The following is a 16,331-nucleotide window of genomic DNA, read 5'->3' on the forward strand; positions in this document are numbered from 1 at the left end:
GTTACATCTTTTGGCTACTCACTATTTGCCATTTACCACTTGCTAAACTCACTCTCCAAAATAAGGATATTGGTAAAACCCGTCATAGTCAGGGTTTTTTGCCCTGGGATCATTAAGAACCGTTAACCTTCTTTGTAATTTATCTTTCATCGTTTTTAAAACCTTTGCATAGGCTTTATCATTCGCAATATTATTTACCTGTCCGGGATCTTTCTTTAAATCATAAAGTTCTTCAGCCGGTCTTTTAGCAAAGGCAAGCTGAAATGTCCGTAGCAGCTCATCATTTTTATCCTTATTAGTGACAATAAAATTTTTGGTAGGCCCGCCATCACAATCAGAAAACGGTGTTAGTTTGCGGTTGGAATCACGTTTGTCTGTACCTGCAGGCCACAATTCAGGTTGGTAATTCCGGATATACAGGAAATCTGAATTCCTGTATCCGCGCGATGGGTAGCCACTTCTGCTTGGTTTATCCTGAGCAATAGTGTGGCGCTCTCTACCAAAAACAATATCAGAACGGTTTTCAGGATCTACAAAGCCCGACTTCTCTGACTTCAACACAGCTGCAAAACTTTTGCCATTCATGTCATTCGGGATCTTTACAGCGGCGGTCTCCAGCAAGGTGGGAGCAATATCCGCAAATGAAATATAGTCTTCAACGATCCTTCCCGATTTCACTTCTCTTCCCCAGCGAATAGCAAATGGAACCCGAACGCCCGAGTCGTACAAATTGCCCTTGCCGCGTGGAAACGGCATTCCATGATCACCGGTTATAATAATAATGGTATTCTCCAGCAAACCATGTTTTTCCAGTTGTGCAATTGCTGATCCAACGAGCCTGTCCCAACGCTGCACTTCAAAGTAGTAATCGGCAACATCACTGCGTACTACATCCGACTTTGGATAATGCTCAAAAAGATGAACTTTTGAAATATCCATACCACTTTTTGCTCCCGTTCCTTTTTCATAAGGTCTATGCGGATCGGCTGTCCCCAGCCAGAAAAAGAAAGGTTTTTGTTTAGCGTCCGTACTGTCAAGAAACTGATCAAAAGTTTTATACGCTTTGCCCGAAGGATGCGCGCCATGATGCGCCATCCAGTTATCTAAGTTTCCCGGCCCCCAGGTTTTGGCTACGGTTCTTCCGGTTACGTATCCATCATCAGCTAGAAGATGAATAAAACTTTGATGTTTTTCGGGAAGTGTGCTCCACAAATTCGCGCCCGAACCAAGCCCCCAAAAATATTTTCCAGTAATAAAGGCATTTCTGCTTGGCGTACAAGAAGGGCTTGAAACAAATGCATGGTTGAACAACACCCCTTCTGTAGCAACCCTATCAAAATTGGGTGTTTTTACCACTTTATCTCCATAAACACCCGCATGCGGCCAGCCCCAGTCGTCGGCAAGGCAAAAAGAATATTGGGCTTTTGAGATTGTTGGTTTTGTGCAATCGCAAACACAGATAATAAAATCAAGCTTGAGGTAAAAATTTTTCTCATAATAAAATATGTTATGAATCCAGCATTTGAATATAGAGCATCGGTATTGCTACGCTCAGTTTATCGTCCCGACTATATTTCATCCTACATAAACGGCATGTAATATACGACGTAAAATACATCAATTTTTTGCCACAAAATGCACGAATATATAAATGATTTGATGCTGAAATAAATCGCTTATTGATCGCATAGAAATATAGAAAATGGTTCTGTGTCAATCGTTTTTCTATTAGAAATAACTCTTGAGTTGAAAAAATATAGACAGTGTGATACCAAAATTATACACAAATATGCCTTTAACGCATATTCGTGCATTCGTGGCAGAAGTTTCATTAGTTTATCCTTTCAACATATCAATTACATTTGCTTCTGGAATGAAAGTGCTACGATTTTTATATAGTATATACGCCGCCATCATATTTGTTGCGTCAATGCTGCTTATTTTTCCTTTTGTAATCGTCGCCAGTTTTTTTGGCAGAATAAAGGGTGGTAATGCTATTTATCGTTTGTGCACTTTATGGTCCGACATTTGGTTTGCATTGACTTTTATTTTTGTTAGGCGAATTTATGAAGCGCCGTTTGAGGATACCAAAAAATATATCATTGTCGCCAATCATATTTCTTATCTCGATATACCCATGCTGGTAAAAGTTTTCAGGAAGCCTTTGCGCCCATTGGGAAAAATAGAGATGACGAAAATCCCTGTATTCGGTTTTATTTATAAATACGCTATTGTAACCGTTGATCGAAGCGACGCTCAACACCGTGCGCTTAGTTTAAGATTGATGCGATCTATTCTAAACAAAGGCATTTCAATATTTGTTTTTCCGGAAGGCACATTTAATGAAACCGGCCAGGCGTTGAAGGAATTTTATAATGGTGCTTTTAAGTTGGCTATTGAAACACAAACTCCTGTTAAGCCGGTTCTGTTTTTAGATACTTTTGACAGGATGCATTATGGTACTGTCTTTTCATTAAACCCTGGTAAAAGCAGAGTAGTATATTTAAAAGAAATATCTGTGGACGGATTAACCATGCATGATGTTTCAGCATTGCGAGATAAGGTGTTTTCGGAAATGGAAAAGGCCCTCATAGCGCATAATGCGTCCTGGATTTCAAAACAGTAACTATATTGCAACACATGCCACACCAACAGGATCTATATAATTCAGCTCAAGATGCGTTCGTTTTTGCTGAAGTGATTGTGCCACTTGCATTACCGCTAAACTATACCTGGGTGGTGCCTCCACATTTATTAGATACAGTTAAAGTGGGATGCAGGGTAGAGGTGAACCTGGGAAAAAGTAAAAGATATGCTGGAGTCATTAAGCGCTTACATAAAAATGCACCAGATCTTTTCGAGCCAAAAGAAATTTTAAACATATTGGATGTTGAGCCGGTTGTATATCAGCAACAATTGGACTTGTGGCAATGGATAGCGGCATATTACATGTGTACCGAAGGGGAAGTAATGGCGGCAGCTTTACCGGCTCATTTCAAATTAAGTAGCGAAACCATTTTGGTTTTTAACGAAGAGGCTGGCGAAGATTTTACGGATTTGGGCAATGAAGAATACCTGGTGGCCGAAGCCTTGCTTATAAAAAAGAATTAAAGCTGGCCGAAGTGCAGCAGATTTTGGATTCGTCACATGTGTATCCTGTAATCAATTCATTGATAAAAAAACAGGTTTGTTATGTGTGGGAAGCGTTGAAGGAAACCTATTCGCCTAAAAAGGAAACGTATATTCAGCTCGGTCCGGAATACACTACTGAAGCGTCTTTGGAACAGTTACTGAACGAGGACAAGCGCTTGCAACGCGCCGAAAAACAAATGGAATTATTACTTGCGTATTTGCATTTTCAAAAAACAGAAGGCGAGATAACCAAATCCGCATTGCTTAAAAAGTCCGGAGCCTCTGATGCGCAGTTAAAAGGCCTTGTTGACAAAGGTATTTTACTTACAGAAAAACGAACGGTTGATCGCATCAAACAGTCGGCAAAAAGCATTGATATTAATTTTGAGCTGTCATCGGCGCAGGACGCGGCTTTAAGGGAAATACGATCATCTTTTATAGAGAAAGAAATCTGTTTATTACATGGTGTTACGTCGAGCGGGAAGACGGAAATATATATACGGCTTATTGAAGAATATCTGAAGGGGGAAAGCAGGTGTTATATATGTTGCCGGAAATTGCACTCACATCTCAAACTATCAGAAGGTTACAAAAACATTTTGGCGGACATATCGGAGTATATCATTCTAAGTTTTCACAGAATGAAAGAATCGAAATATGGAATAAGGTAAAAGACGGGGAGCTGAAGATCGTATTGGGAGCACGTTCCGCCATGTTTCTACCTTTTGAAAGCCTTGGTTTTATTATTTGCGATGAAGAACATGATACTTCTTACAAACAAATGGAACCTGCGCCACGTTACCATGCGCGGGATGCTGCCATTTATATGTCTTCATTGTTTGATGGTTGCAAAGTTTTATTAGGAAGTGCCACGCCTTCTTTAGAGTCTTATCATAATGCTAAAAAAGAAAAATACGGACTGGTAAAATTAACACAACGATACGGAGACATTGAAATGCCATCGCTTGAAATGATTGATACGCGCAAGTTTCGTTTTAAAACTGAGAATGAAACTATTCTTACGCAACCCTTGCGTGATGCCATTCAGCAATCTTTAGATAATAAAAAGCAAGTAATTCTTTTTCAGAACAGACGCGGTTATACACCTTATCAGCGATGCAATGTTTGCGGTTGGGTGCCACAATGCAAGTATTGCGATGTATCGCTTACTTTTCATAAGTTCAGAAACCAATTGGCTTGTCATTATTGCGGCACTACTTATCCACCTATGCATACCTGCGCCGCATGTGGCAGCCATGATTTTGTACACCGACAGTTTGGGACAGAACGTATAGAAGAAGCTTTACAGGAATTTTTTCCAGAGGCCAAAACGGGTAGGATGGATATGGATACGGTGCGAGGCAAAAACGCACATGATCAGTTAATACAAACATTTGAACAACAAAAGATTGAAATATTAGTTGGAACGCAAATGGTTGTTAAGGGCCTGGATTTTGAACATGTAGATCTGGTGGGCATTTTAGATGCCGATGGTATTTTATCCTTTGCAGATTTTAGGGTAAACGAAAGAGCGTATCAATTGATGGAACAGGTAAGTGGCCGTGCTGGTAGAAAACACGGAAGAGGAAAAGTATTGGTACAAACCGCTCAGCCAACACATCCGGTTTTGATGCAGGTGCAACAACATGATTATGATGCCTTATACAATGAAGAGAAAATAAGGCGCGAACAATTTTTTTATCCGCCATTTTCAAGAATTATAAAACTCACTTTCAGAAATAAGATAAAAGACGTGGTGCATGATGCTGCAAAAATTTTTGCGAATGCTTTATCAAATCGTTATGTAAACAATATTACCGGCCCCGCCGAACCTGTTGTAAATCGGGTAAGAAATAATTACCTGATGGAACTTTTATTAAAGCTGCCGCGAAGCGGAAGCATTTTAGCGCAATGCAAAAAAGATATTTTAGATCAAATCGCAATATTGCACCAGGAAAAAAGATACAAATCTGTTGTGGTAATTCCTGATGTGGATGGGGTGTAGGGGGAGGAAAGTCGATGGTTGATAGTCGATGGATTATTGTCTTTCCTACTTCACTTTACTCGTATCCACCCCCAATCATCTGTCCTGAAAGGCGCAACAGGCAGTCCTTCTTTGCTAAAAATATTTGACATGGCGGTGTTGCTAAATGAAAAGCGCACTGCAACTGGATCTTTTATTTTTGAATTAAAAACAACAAGTTTCTCTTTTTCTATTTTAACGGTTGCTGGTAAAAAGTTTTTATCAGCACCGGCAATGTAAAATTCTGTTGCGGATTTACCGTTGTTTAATTTAAATCCGTTTGGTGCGTTATCAAAATACAAATTCACTTTGCTGCCATTCACTTCCATACGCTTAAACATCGGACTTTTATAAATGCCAACATCCTGTTTATAGGTTTCGGCTAATGCATATTTAGCTAATCGTAAAGCAACATCAATTTTATTGGTAGGATGAATATTTTTACATCATCAACCAAATCTGTAATCACCACCATTCCTGTGTTTTCAAGGTTTAGCGATTGTGTTTGCTGCTCTCGAACGAGGTTGCCTACATTATAATTCCCATAATTAAAAGGAGCTATCTGAACAAAATAAAAAGGAAAATCTTTTTGCCAGATATTGCGCCATGCTTTTATCATTGTTGTAAAAAGATTGCTATACGTTCCGTACGTCATTACGTTACTCTCGCCTTGGTACCAAATGGCACCTGCAATGCTAAAATTGGTAAGTGGTGCTATCATGGCGTTGTAAGCATAGCTTGTTTTTACGGGCCACCATGGCGTGGGGTTTTGTGCAGCCGCAGCTTTTAGTAAATCAGGCTCTTGTTGCAAAACATCAGCTGGCGTCCAGGTTTCGCCGGCGTGCCGCCCCAACTTGAGTTGACAATACCAACAGGAACGTTTAATTTTTTCTGCAACTCTTTAGCAAAGAAATAACCTACCGCACTAAATCCTTTTAAAGCATCCGGGCCCGATACCTTCCAACTTCCTTCAAGATTGTCTTGCGGATAAACGGCTGTTGTTTTTGGAACCTGAAACAATCGCAGATTATTATTGCTGCTATTGGGCATTTCATCCAATATTTGTTTTAGCTTTTGATCGCTGCTCCATTCCATATTTGACTGTCCTGAACACACCCACACTTCACCAATCATAATATTGTCGAGAACGATCGTATTGGTCCCTTTCAATGTAATCGTGTAAGGACCGCCGGCTGCCGGAGTATTGACCTTTATTTTCCATTTCGCATTTCCATCAGCCACAACTGAATCTTTCTTATCATCCCACGAAGTGGTAATATATATTTTTTCTGATGGATCAGACCAACCCCAAATTGAGGCTTCGCTTTTTTGCTGCAACACCATATTGCTACCTATAATATTCGGTAATCGGATTTCCGCAAATGCAGTACTGGTAAGGATTGCAGCAAATATAAAGCTATAGATAATAAACTTGTTGAAGCTCATTTAATTGTTATTTTAAAAATTTGTAAAGTAGTTCGTCATTTTGTGGCGAAGCTGAGATTTTGTCCTCGTTCCGGCCTAAGTTTTGCCTCAAGCAAAACGAGTGAAGGAATCTCTTGCACAACACGAAGATGGCTCCACTTTACTGCGTTACGATCACAATGACGATGCGTTGTTTTCCTACTCGCCACTTGCTATTCTCTGCTTCCCAAGTAAATCATTTCATCTCAATTTGTATCACCTGAACCTCATCCCGCATAGCAGCTATGTTTTCAGGTAATGAAATTGTAACGTCACTGGCTGCACCTTCATATTTTAAAGGCATCTGTGTATCAAACATGCTGCAAGAAGCGATCTTACTAAAATCTAAAGGCAAAGACAATTTGTTTCCTGCCAAAGGATTTATAATGCTGGCATATATTATTTGTTTGCCGTTTATAGTTTTTTGAGTCAGGCAAATTTCTTTTGGAACCTTTAATACTAAAGGCTTTGCGCCATAAACCGCATCGCTGTTGGTTACCATCCAAGCCCCCATTTCTCTAAGCCGCCTGATCGCCATTGGCGGAAAAGTACCGTCTGGTTTTGGCCCGATATTCAATAAATAATTACCCCCTTTTGAAACATTGTTTACCAAATAGCCAATCATCTCAGCTGCAGTTTTCCAGTTATAATCTTTAGCATGCCAACCCCATGAATGCACCATTGTTGCTGGTGTTTGCCAGGGACGATGTTGCAGTTCCGAAGGATAATCATTATCCATCATTTCTAAAAAGTCAATATCATTTCCGGGATTAAGCCAGGATATACGCCCGTTGATTAAGGTCTTCGGGCTTTGTTTTCTGATAAGTGCGATCAACTCGTCTCTGCGTTTATCCGATATAAAAATCTTTTCCTGCTCATCTCCCCATGTGTCAAACCAAAACAAATCAGGGCTGTATCGTTGTATCAATTCTGTAACCTGCGGCAAACATTTTTCTCTCCAGTATTTTTCAAATTGCGCATCTGTTTTTTGCGGAGTCCAATGCGGCGTGGCTCCTCCCGGATGTTCCCAATCTTCACAATGCGAATAATAGAAACCATATTTCAAACCATATTTTTTACAGGCTTTTGCCAGTTCACCCAAAATATCTTTTTTATAGGGCGTGCTGGCAATATCGTAGGTAGAAACTTTTGAGTCCCACAACGCAAAACCATCATGATGTTTGGATGTGATGACAAAATATTTCATGCCCGCATTTTTCGCTTCTTTGATCCACGCATCTGCATCAAAGTTCACATGGTTAAATTGCTTTACCAATGCACGGTATTCTTTTTCTGGCACTTCCAGCCTTTGTTGTATCCATTCGGCATACCAGCTTTCGCCATTTTTAAAACTTTTGTCGGGTAAAGTATGTCCATTATAAGTTCCGCCCAAAACGCTGTAAAGCCCCCAATGAATGAACATGCCAAACTTCGCCTCCTTAAACCAGTCCGCACGATTAGCCTGCGTAATGGTTTGCGCTTTTGCCGCGGTTGCTGTTATCAACAACATAACCAGCGCCATATTTTTTATATAAGATTTCATTTGTATGTACTTTATATTTTGTTTCAGGTTGCTTATTACAACATGAAACCTGGAACTTAAAACCCGTACTCCCCTTCAGGGGGTGGGGGTTTACTCATACCCGTTTTCAATAACTATTGTTTGCCCCTTTTTTAGTTTAACTGAAACGATTCCGTTATCATTTCTTTTAAAAGATGACATAGGAATGCTTTTAGTAAGCCATGTTTTAAATGGCAATTTGATATTTAAAGTTCCGCCATTCTCTGCAACAATTTTAATAGTTGTTGGAACGCCGTTTTCTTTTTTGCAGAAACAATAAAAGCGCCTTCGGTTCTGAGATTTGTAAAAGAAACTTCGCTCCAGCTTCTTGGCACAGCCGGAAAAACTTCAATATAACCTTCCCTGCTTTGTAATAGCAATTCGTGTACGCCTTGTGCAAATGCAAAGTTTCCTTCTAGTGTAAATGGTCGGTATGTAAAGTTGGAATATTGTCCTCCCTTTTGGTCTCCGTTTAAGTGAAAACTGTTGGGCGAACAAAAATTTGTTGCGAAAATTTTTAATTGCTTGGCAGCGCTATCAGCTTCATAAGCCCTTGCATAAATTGATGCCATCCAGCTAAACGAATAACCGCACCAGGCGCGCGTTCCTTTTTCTTCAATACGGCGCAATGAATTTTTTATAATAGTAGCATCGTCTTTTTTATTAACATCTAACAATGCAAGGGGATAGATAGCCATCGCTTGTGCAATATGGCGATGCGATCCGTCAAGGTTTTGCCCCGGTGCAATGGTTAATCCGGTTTCGTTGGTGTCATAATCCGGCAACTGTTTTAATACTGCCTGCCATTGAGCTGCTTCGGTAGGTTTATTGCTTGCATTAGCTACTTCGGCGGCGGCAGTAAAAAGAAATTTAGCCAAAGACAAATCATAGTTAGTCCAGTTCAAAAACCAAGCGGAGATGCTATTGTCGTTATATTCAGGACTGGAACTTAGCGGCAACATTCTTTTACCATTTTTTAATCTTGTAATATTTTTCAGGAAGACTGCAGCATCGTGTATATATGGATAAGCTCTTGTTTTAAGAAAGTTTTCATCCATTGAATATTTCCATTGCCAGTAAAAATGTTGTGCGCACCAGGCACTTACAGTCGGAGCCAAAGAATATTGTATCCAGCCTCCCATTGGATCGCCACTAAGAGTGGCTACACCAGGAGTATTTAAGCCCTCTACACCAAAATATTGTTTTGTATACTGTTTATTTTTCACGCGTTGATTCCACAGCCAGTTAATAAAACTTTCCCCTTCGGTCAACCTGTTTCCGGTATAGGTAGGCCAATAACTTAATTGTGTATTAAGATCGTTGTGAAAATCGCCTTTCCATGGTGGTAGGCTGCCGTTATCGGCTGTCCATACTGCTTGCAATGTTATGGCAGGTGCATTGGGGCGCGATGTTGCCGCCAGTTTATACATCTCTAAGTAATATTGTTTTTCGATGATGCTGTCAGGAAGATTGACAGAAGATTTAGACCAAAAAGTTTTTCCACCGGGAAATATGCGAAGCCCACGCTGTTGTTTCTTTTGCAGTATTTAGCACAGGCTGAACACCGGGTTTATCGCTTTCGATAACCCAGCTTCCGATTATTTTATTGCCAGGAAATTTTTTCCATTGAATTTTTACTTCGTAGTAATGATCATCGTAAGTAGGTTGTTTGTAAGAAATGCTGTTTGACGTTTGATTTACCGTTCCCTTCATATAACCTAATTTTTGTAGGCCCTGTCCTGCGTGGCTATTATCATTTGTCGCATTGGCATTAGTATTGGCGTAATTGTGTACTATTAATTGTGGCGATAACGATTTTACAGCATCGTTCAGTTTAGCTGCAGGTAAATTTTCGAACGAAAAATAGCCGATATTTTGAGTGGAATGTATGTAGCATTTAAACATTGCGCCGTTTTCGAAAGTAACTGTGTTTAAAGCCGTTTTAATATCTAATACATTCGAGACAACATTGCCAAGTGTGTTTATATTAAATTCCATCGCTGCAGCTGGAAGTTTGGTTGGGTAAGGCGTTTGATCATATGGTGCATCGCCATATTTATGTGCAGAATCATATGTCTTATTAAGAACCCAGCGTTCAACATCTTTAAAAGTAAATTTACTGAGATCTAATGCTTTCCTTTCATCCCAAAGATCAGCCCTGTCTAACGAAAGTCTTAACTGGCCTTTCTTTTGCCAGATTAGTGCACCCAGCATGCCATTTCCCAAGGGAATGGCTTCATCCCACTTTTGTGCTAAATGATTAAAGTTTAAATTATGAGTAGCGTTTAACTGTGCTTTGGCCGTCGTTACACTTGCGGCTACAAGCAATAATACTAATACAGATGATTTAAGCATTTTTATATGGATCTTGTTTAAATTTTTATTTTTTTTTCGACTTAATGTAATAGGAGCGAGCCATGAGAATTAGAGTGCTCTATTTTAGTTCCTGTTTCAACAATTATCTTCCTTTCGAATGCAAGATGCTCGTCACATAATGAAATTAGGTAAGCATATACTCATAAGCAATAGACTAAACTTTAATTTTAATGGATTATTCTATTAAGATTTTAAATCTATTATTGTACAACAGTATTCCTTATTTCAGTAAGAACTTCTTTTATTTAATTTTTAGTTTAATTTCCATTTGCTGCTGCCCACGAATAATGGACAAGTTTATGATACTGTTGAAGTTTTTTAAAGTATGATAAATGTCCAAAAGCTCTTTAACACTTTCGATCTTTTTCCCATCAGCCATAAGTATTACATCTTTTGCATGGAGCTTCGATTGCTCCAATAAGCCTTTGCCTTCGTTAATAACAATTACACCATTTTCATCTGGCAAGCCATACGCCGAACGATCCCCAAGTCCGTCGACTGACTTGATCAAACCACCCAGAAAATCAACTGGTTTAATATTTGAAACATCTCCGGTCATAATTGTTAAGGCAGGTATTGCAGGTTGATGTGCTAGTTTTTTTAATGATGGTTTTTGCACACCAAAGCTATCCATATTAAAATTTTTGAATCCGATCTTTAGTGCGGGAGAATTTTGATCTACATTAAAGTTTCCATGTGACGGATCAATAAATAAAGGATCTCCGGCCAGGCTGTTTTTATCCGTTCCATTTTTTTGAGCTGCCTGTAAAGCTATTGCATCTGGAAAAAATTTTGATCAATAGCGTTACCCCAATCATTCACTCCAATTGGCGCATATCCTTTCATAACAATATTATGTCTGAATACATCGCCGCTGTTTTTAAACCATACATGTGGATGAAAGCTATTATTTACCATAATATTATTCTCCGCCTTTCTATAAAATCCTTCCCGAAATTTTAGGCCACCATTTAAAAAGATGTTGTTATATATATGATAATTAGAAGAGCCATCATCCAGATCTACATCCCAGCCATGATCGCAACGCCAGCGGTTGTTGCGTATTACCGTTGTCTTTTGAGCATCCAGTAAAATTATTTCAGGGTGTACGGCTACAAGGCTGTCCATATATTTTCTGTTCGGCGACCAATACCTATCCCTTCCCCATGAGTTAAAAGACCCGTGATCTCCTGTCTCCAATACTGTGTTAAACACATCATTGTATTCGATAATGTGGCCTCCAAAACATCCGTCGCCAATATTAATACCGGCACGGGGCACGTTATAAATACTGTTTCTGCTAACGGTTATTTCCGATGCTACTTCTATCTGAACACCTGTCGCTTGTTTTTCAATTTGGCCCAAATCATGGAGCAAATTATTATCTACTATACATTGTTGGGGAAAATTATTGTTTTGCGGCCCCGGCGTTTTATCAAGTTCTGAGTAAGGAATATAATTTTCATAACCAAAAGATGGACTTCTTACTGCTTTTATATCACCAACAAAAGAAATGGCATTAGCTCCAATTTGGTAGATATGGCAGCCAGTTACTACATTATTTTTATTATAATTACTGAACACTATTGCATTGCCTCCTAAACCTTCAAATACACAATCTGAGACTTTGCAATTTTCGGTTCCATCAAAAAGTAAAGCGCCTCCACGGTAGAATGTCCAGTCGCTTCTAAGTAATGGCTCCTTCGTTTCCATGAAAGTTCGTTTGTTATGGGTAAAATGCAGGCCCGAAAAAATGATATTTTGTATTGGCGTATTAAGCGAACCTTGTATTACAAAACTTTCTTTTAAATGCGCAACTTCAATAGTAGCTGTTTGTACGTTTACGTTTTGGGGCGGGTAGAAGTAAAGGAGTTTTTTTCCTTTGTCAAAATACCATTCGCCTGGTGCATCAAGTTCTTCAAAAATGTTCTCCACAAATCTTAAATCTTTGTGCATTTTATTAGGCCGGTTATTTTGCCAGCCGCCTTCCATTTGCAGGTTGCCATCTTTATCAATTCCTGTAAACTGATAATGAAAGCCTCCCCATTCTCCAGGATGTAACGCATGTATATAACCTCCTTTTGGATTTGACCAATTCTTCACCCTTTCTGGTGAAATAGCATCGGCAGCGGTGCCGTGGAATACACGAGCCGTAGAATCATAGTTTGGATAACGCGCTAAAACCTGCAACGCATCATCGCAAAACAATCTTTCAAAGGATAGTTTAGTATCCACTTTGGCAACATAAATGCCATTTTTAAACGGTGTCCATTTTAAGCTCAGTTTTTTACCGGCACTAATGATTACTTTACCTTTTGATGAAGGCTGTAGTGTGAGCGATTTTGCCTTAAAATTTGCTGAGTTAATTTCTATTGTTTTGTTTAAGTAGTATGTGCCACCTTCAATATGTATAACAATATCGCCCGATAAAGTGCTGGCATAAGTTGCAGCACGTTCAATAGAATGAAAAGGAGCAGTAGTGCTTCCGTTATTCTTATCATTGCCTTTTAAAGAAACATATAAGTAGCGTTGTGCAGATAATTGGCCAGAACAGAAGCCAGAGGCGATTAGGAAAATGAGTATTTTTTGAATGATCGGCATTGAAGGTTTATTTGGTTACAATATATAAGGCATGCATTGAAGTGAATTTTGATTAAGTAAATTATAACCCTGGTTAAAAGCTATCAAGTTAGTATTTTTATGTATATGCTTCAAGCGCAACCGTTTGCATATTAATAGCTTTAAATTTATTTCTGATGGATATAGAAAATATTCGAAATTATTGTTTGGCTAAACCAGATGTTGAAGAAACGCTGCCTTTCGGCCCCGATACACTTGTTTATAAGGTTGGAGGAAAGATTTTTTTATTAATGGGAATGGACAGCGACCCGCTTTCGTTCAATGTAAAATGCAATCCAGATAAGGCTTTGGAATTAAGAGAAACTTATCCCAGCGTTGCTCCCGGTTACCACATGAATAAAACGCATTGGAACACTGTAACGGTTGATGGTTCTGTTCCATTTAAACAATTGAAAGAATGGATTGACCATTCATATGAATTAGTATGTAAAAAGAGCAGACAGAAAAAGTGAGTTTGAACACTCCACCCAATTCTCTCTAAAAGACAGGAGCGTTGCGCACTCCATTAATACAATCTATTACTCACAAAGGCTCGAAGACACAAATTTTTGTTTCTGCAAAACATTTGCTGAAGGCAACCTTTGCGAACTTATTACGAAGAACAGGCATTTCCTTGGCGCCTTTGCGTTATAACTTTTGAAGAACAGAAGAGGGGGTCAGGGGAGAGGCTGAAATAAATCAGAAGACAAATACCTGTCGCCACGGTCGCAAATAATGCAAACAATAACTCCTGAATCAAGTTGTTTGGACAACTCAATTGCAGCATGTACAGCGCCACCGCTGCTCATTCCCGCAAAAATAGCCTCTTCCCTTGCAAGACGATTCGCCATAATGCGTGCATCCTGCTCGTCAAGTTCAATCACCTTATCCACACGGCTTTTGTCAAATATTTTTGGAAGATAAGCTTCCGGCCATTTGCGAATGCCCGGTATACTTGAATTATCCGTTGGCTGGCAACCTACAATCTGTATATCGGGATTTACTTCTTTCAAATATTTAGACACGCCCATGATCGTACCGGTAGTTCCCATCGACGAAACAAAATGCGTGATCTGACCTTGTGTATCTCGCCATATTTCCGGCCCGGTTGTTTTATAATGCATGCCCGGGTTATCAGGGTTGCCAAACTGGTTCAGCATCAGGTAACCATCATTCTTTAGTTTATCGTTAGCATAATCTATCGAACCTTCCATGCCTTTGTCTTTAGAAGTAAGCGTTACTTTAGCGCCAAAAGCCTCCATAGTAAGTACGCGTTCGCGGGTAGCACTTTCGGGCATTACCAATTCTATGTCAATGCCAAACAAATTGGCGATCATAGCAAGCGCTATACCTGTATTACCGCTGGTGGCTTCAATAAGTTTGGTGCCGGGTTTGATTTCTCCACGATCTAATGCGCCTTTAATCATTCCATAAGCTGCGCGATCTTTAACACTTCCGCCAGGGTTATTACCTTCAAGCTTGGCATATATTTTTACGTTCTTGTTTACGGAGATTTTGTTTAGTTCTACCAAGGGCGTGTTGCCTATCTGATCAAGTATTCCGGCCATTATTTTGCTTTTTTAAGATCGTTCAAAGATAAGTATGTTAATTTTATCGACTAATGTTGTTTAATAAATTATTGTGTCAGCAATGAATATATTTCATCAATCTTGCCACGCTCGCTTGTACTGATGAATATGACTCAGCCTATATAAACGACAATTTATCCATCGACCATTCACTATTGACTATTCATTATATTTACAGCGATGGAACAGCTACAGAATAACATAACAGAAGATATAGTACAATCGTTCAAAAATATTGTCGGAATTGATAATTTTTTTGCAGATGAAGAATCATTATTGCATTATGCGCATGATGAAACAGAAACATTGAGTTTTAAACCTCATGTGGTATTAAAGCCCGGCAGTGCGCAGCAAGTCAGTGAAGTCTTAAAAATATGCAATGAGTATAAAATTCCTGTAACGCCGCGTGGCGCTGGTACTGGGCTAAGCGGTGGGGCATTGCCGCATTTAGGCGGAGTTGTTATCTCAACTGAAAAATTCAATAAAATACTGGACATTGATGAACGCAACCTACAGGTAACAACCGAGCCTGGTGTTATCACGGAAGTGTTGCAAACTACTGTTGCTGAGAAAGGACTTTTTATCCGCCAGATCCTGCAAGTAAAGGGTCCTGTTTTATTGGTGGCAATATTGCTGAAAACAGCGGCGGACCACGCGCTGTTAAATATGGCGTGGTTAAAGATTATGTGCTGAACCTGGAAGTGGTGTTGCCAACCGGCGAAATTATTTGGACAGGTGCAAATGTGTTGAAAAATTCGACGGGGTATAATATTACACAATTGATTGTAGGCAGCGAGGGAACTTTAGGTATTGTAACCAAAATCGTATTAAAACTTATTCCATTACCCAAATATGATTTGTTGATATTAGCGCCATTTGCAAGTTTAGAAAAAGCTTGTGAAGCGGTAAGCGCTATTTTCAGGGCGGGCTATACACCAAGTGCTTTGGAACTAATGGAAATTGATGCGCTGAAAATAGTAAGCAGCATGGTTGACAGCCATACCGTTCCGGTTAATGACGATATCGAAGCGCATTTATTAATTGAAGTAGATGGCAACGATACCGAAGTTTTATTAAAAGAAATGGAACAAATAGCCGGCGTACTTGAGCAATATGAAGCTGGCGAACTGCTGTTTGCAGAAGATGCACACCAAAAAGAAGAGTTGTGGAAACTGCGCCGCAAGGTGGCCGAATATGTAAAGATGGTGGGGTATACCATTGAGGAAGACGCAGTAGTGCCAAGAGCTGAATTACCAAAGTTGATCAAAGGGCTTAAAGCTTTAGGGAAAGAGCATGATTTTGATGTGGTTGCTTATGGCCACGCAGGGGATGGCAATTTACATATAAGAATAAAAAAGGAAGGCATACCAGATAGCTATCAAAACCCGGAGATGGATAGCATTGTGCGCGAATTGTTTGTGCTGGTAAAAAATTTAGGCGGTACTATAAGTGGTGAACATGGTATAGGACTTATTCAGAAGGGATTTATGGATATTATGTTTGAAGAGCGACAGTTGCAAATTATGCGTGATATAAAAAAGTATTTGACCCTAATGGCATTTTAAAC

Annotated in this window: 17 protein-coding genes and 1 pseudogene; 7 read left to right on the forward strand and 11 right to left on the reverse strand. The window is 39.4% G+C overall.

Annotated features, from left to right (window positions below; genetic code table 11):
- Positions 1-48: 48 nt before the first annotated feature.
- Positions 49-1,356: a sulfatase family protein gene (locus MKP09_RS23355; protein WP_240832971.1), complete on the reverse strand. Its 1,308-nt coding sequence runs from the start codon at positions 1,354-1,356 to the stop codon at positions 49-51.
- Positions 1,350-1,496, reverse strand: a complete 147-nt coding sequence (locus tag MKP09_RS23360; protein ID WP_240832973.1) for a hypothetical protein — start codon at positions 1,494-1,496, stop codon at positions 1,350-1,352. The genes MKP09_RS23355 and MKP09_RS23360 overlap by 7 nt, the downstream gene beginning before the upstream one ends.
- 269 nt (positions 1,497-1,765) lie before the next feature.
- Between MKP09_RS23360 and MKP09_RS23365 the strand changes: the two genes are divergently transcribed.
- From MKP09_RS23365 to priA, 4 genes are read left to right on the forward strand one after another with little or no spacing between them, the layout of a single operon-like run.
- Positions 1,766-2,626 carry a lysophospholipid acyltransferase family protein gene (locus tag MKP09_RS23365; RefSeq protein WP_240832976.1) on the forward strand — a complete coding sequence of 287 codons (861 nt, stop codon included), beginning with the start codon at positions 1,766-1,768 and terminating at the stop codon, positions 2,624-2,626.
- 14 nt (positions 2,627-2,640) lie between these two features.
- Positions 2,641-3,111, forward strand: a complete 471-nt coding sequence (locus MKP09_RS23370; RefSeq protein ID WP_240832978.1) for a primosomal protein N' family DNA-binding protein — start codon at positions 2,641-2,643, stop codon at positions 3,109-3,111.
- Positions 3,112-3,122: 11 nt separating this feature from the next.
- The gene (locus tag MKP09_RS27660; RefSeq protein ID WP_240832980.1) at positions 3,123-3,803 is read left to right on the forward strand and encodes a DEAD/DEAH box helicase family protein; all 681 of its coding nucleotides are present in this window, start codon (positions 3,123-3,125) and stop codon (positions 3,801-3,803) included.
- Positions 3,710-5,137: a replication restart helicase PriA gene (priA, locus tag MKP09_RS23380; RefSeq protein ID WP_240833371.1), complete on the forward strand. Its 1,428-nt coding sequence runs from the start codon at positions 3,710-3,712 to the stop codon at positions 5,135-5,137. The genes MKP09_RS27660 and priA overlap by 94 nt, the downstream gene beginning before the upstream one ends.
- A 50-nt stretch (positions 5,138-5,187) precedes the next feature.
- Here the strand turns inward: priA and MKP09_RS23385 are convergent, their stop codons facing one another.
- From MKP09_RS23385 to MKP09_RS23415, 8 genes are all read right to left on the reverse strand, one after another.
- Positions 5,188-5,496 carry a hypothetical protein gene (locus MKP09_RS23385; RefSeq protein ID WP_240832982.1) on the reverse strand — a complete coding sequence of 103 codons (309 nt, stop codon included), beginning with the start codon at positions 5,494-5,496 and terminating at the stop codon, positions 5,188-5,190.
- 56 nt (positions 5,497-5,552) lie between these two features.
- Positions 5,553-5,966, reverse strand: a complete 414-nt coding sequence (locus MKP09_RS26995; protein WP_262915591.1) for a sialate O-acetylesterase — start codon at positions 5,964-5,966, stop codon at positions 5,553-5,555.
- Positions 5,942-6,601, reverse strand: a complete 660-nt coding sequence (locus tag MKP09_RS27000; RefSeq protein ID WP_262915592.1) for a sialate O-acetylesterase — start codon at positions 6,599-6,601, stop codon at positions 5,942-5,944. The genes MKP09_RS26995 and MKP09_RS27000 overlap by 25 nt, the downstream gene beginning before the upstream one ends.
- 214 nt (positions 6,602-6,815) lie before the next feature.
- Positions 6,816-8,162, reverse strand: coding sequence for an alpha-L-fucosidase (locus MKP09_RS23395; RefSeq protein WP_240832983.1), 1,347 nt, complete (start codon positions 8,160-8,162; stop codon positions 6,816-6,818).
- Positions 8,163-8,386: 224 nt separating this feature from the next.
- A complete protein-coding gene (locus MKP09_RS23400) occupies positions 8,387-9,610 on the reverse strand; it encodes a glycosyl hydrolase family 95 catalytic domain-containing protein (RefSeq protein WP_240832984.1) in 1,224 nt (407 codons plus the stop codon).
- A gap of 52 nt (positions 9,611-9,662) precedes the next feature.
- Positions 9,663-10,535: a glycoside hydrolase N-terminal domain-containing protein gene (locus MKP09_RS23405; protein WP_240832985.1), complete on the reverse strand. Its 873-nt coding sequence runs from the start codon at positions 10,533-10,535 to the stop codon at positions 9,663-9,665.
- Between the two features lie 262 nt (positions 10,536-10,797).
- Positions 10,798-11,190 carry a PDZ domain-containing protein gene (locus tag MKP09_RS23410; protein ID WP_240832986.1) on the reverse strand — a complete coding sequence of 131 codons (393 nt, stop codon included), beginning with the start codon at positions 11,188-11,190 and terminating at the stop codon, positions 10,798-10,800.
- A gap of 137 nt (positions 11,191-11,327) precedes the next feature.
- The gene (locus MKP09_RS23415) at positions 11,328-13,157 is read right to left on the reverse strand and encodes a right-handed parallel beta-helix repeat-containing protein (RefSeq protein ID WP_240832988.1); all 1,830 of its coding nucleotides are present in this window, start codon (positions 13,155-13,157) and stop codon (positions 11,328-11,330) included.
- A gap of 155 nt (positions 13,158-13,312) precedes the next feature.
- Between MKP09_RS23415 and MKP09_RS23420 the strand changes: the two genes are divergently transcribed.
- Positions 13,313-13,648 carry an MmcQ/YjbR family DNA-binding protein gene (locus MKP09_RS23420; protein WP_240832990.1) on the forward strand — a complete coding sequence of 112 codons (336 nt, stop codon included), beginning with the start codon at positions 13,313-13,315 and terminating at the stop codon, positions 13,646-13,648.
- Between the two features lie 204 nt (positions 13,649-13,852).
- Here MKP09_RS23420 and cysM read toward each other — a convergent pair whose 3' ends face one another.
- Positions 13,853-14,743 (reverse strand): cysteine synthase CysM, encoded by an 891-nt coding sequence (gene cysM, locus MKP09_RS23425; protein ID WP_240832991.1) that lies wholly within the window; start codon positions 14,741-14,743, stop codon positions 13,853-13,855.
- Positions 14,744-14,944: 201 nt separating this feature from the next.
- Between cysM and MKP09_RS23430 the strand changes: the two are divergent.
- Positions 14,945-15,441 (forward strand): annotated as a pseudogene (locus MKP09_RS23430) (FAD-binding oxidoreductase); the annotation flags it as partial.
- Positions 15,442-15,507: 66 nt separating this feature from the next.
- Positions 15,508-16,329 carry an FAD-binding oxidoreductase gene (locus MKP09_RS23435; protein WP_240833372.1) on the forward strand — a complete coding sequence of 274 codons (822 nt, stop codon included), beginning with the start codon at positions 15,508-15,510 and terminating at the stop codon, positions 16,327-16,329.
- The last annotated feature ends 2 nt before the right edge of the window (positions 16,330-16,331 follow it).

Source organism: Paraniabella ginsengisoli (genome assembly GCF_022513635.1).
Classification (GTDB): Bacteria; Bacteroidota; Bacteroidia; order Chitinophagales; family Chitinophagaceae; genus Niabella; species Niabella ginsengisoli.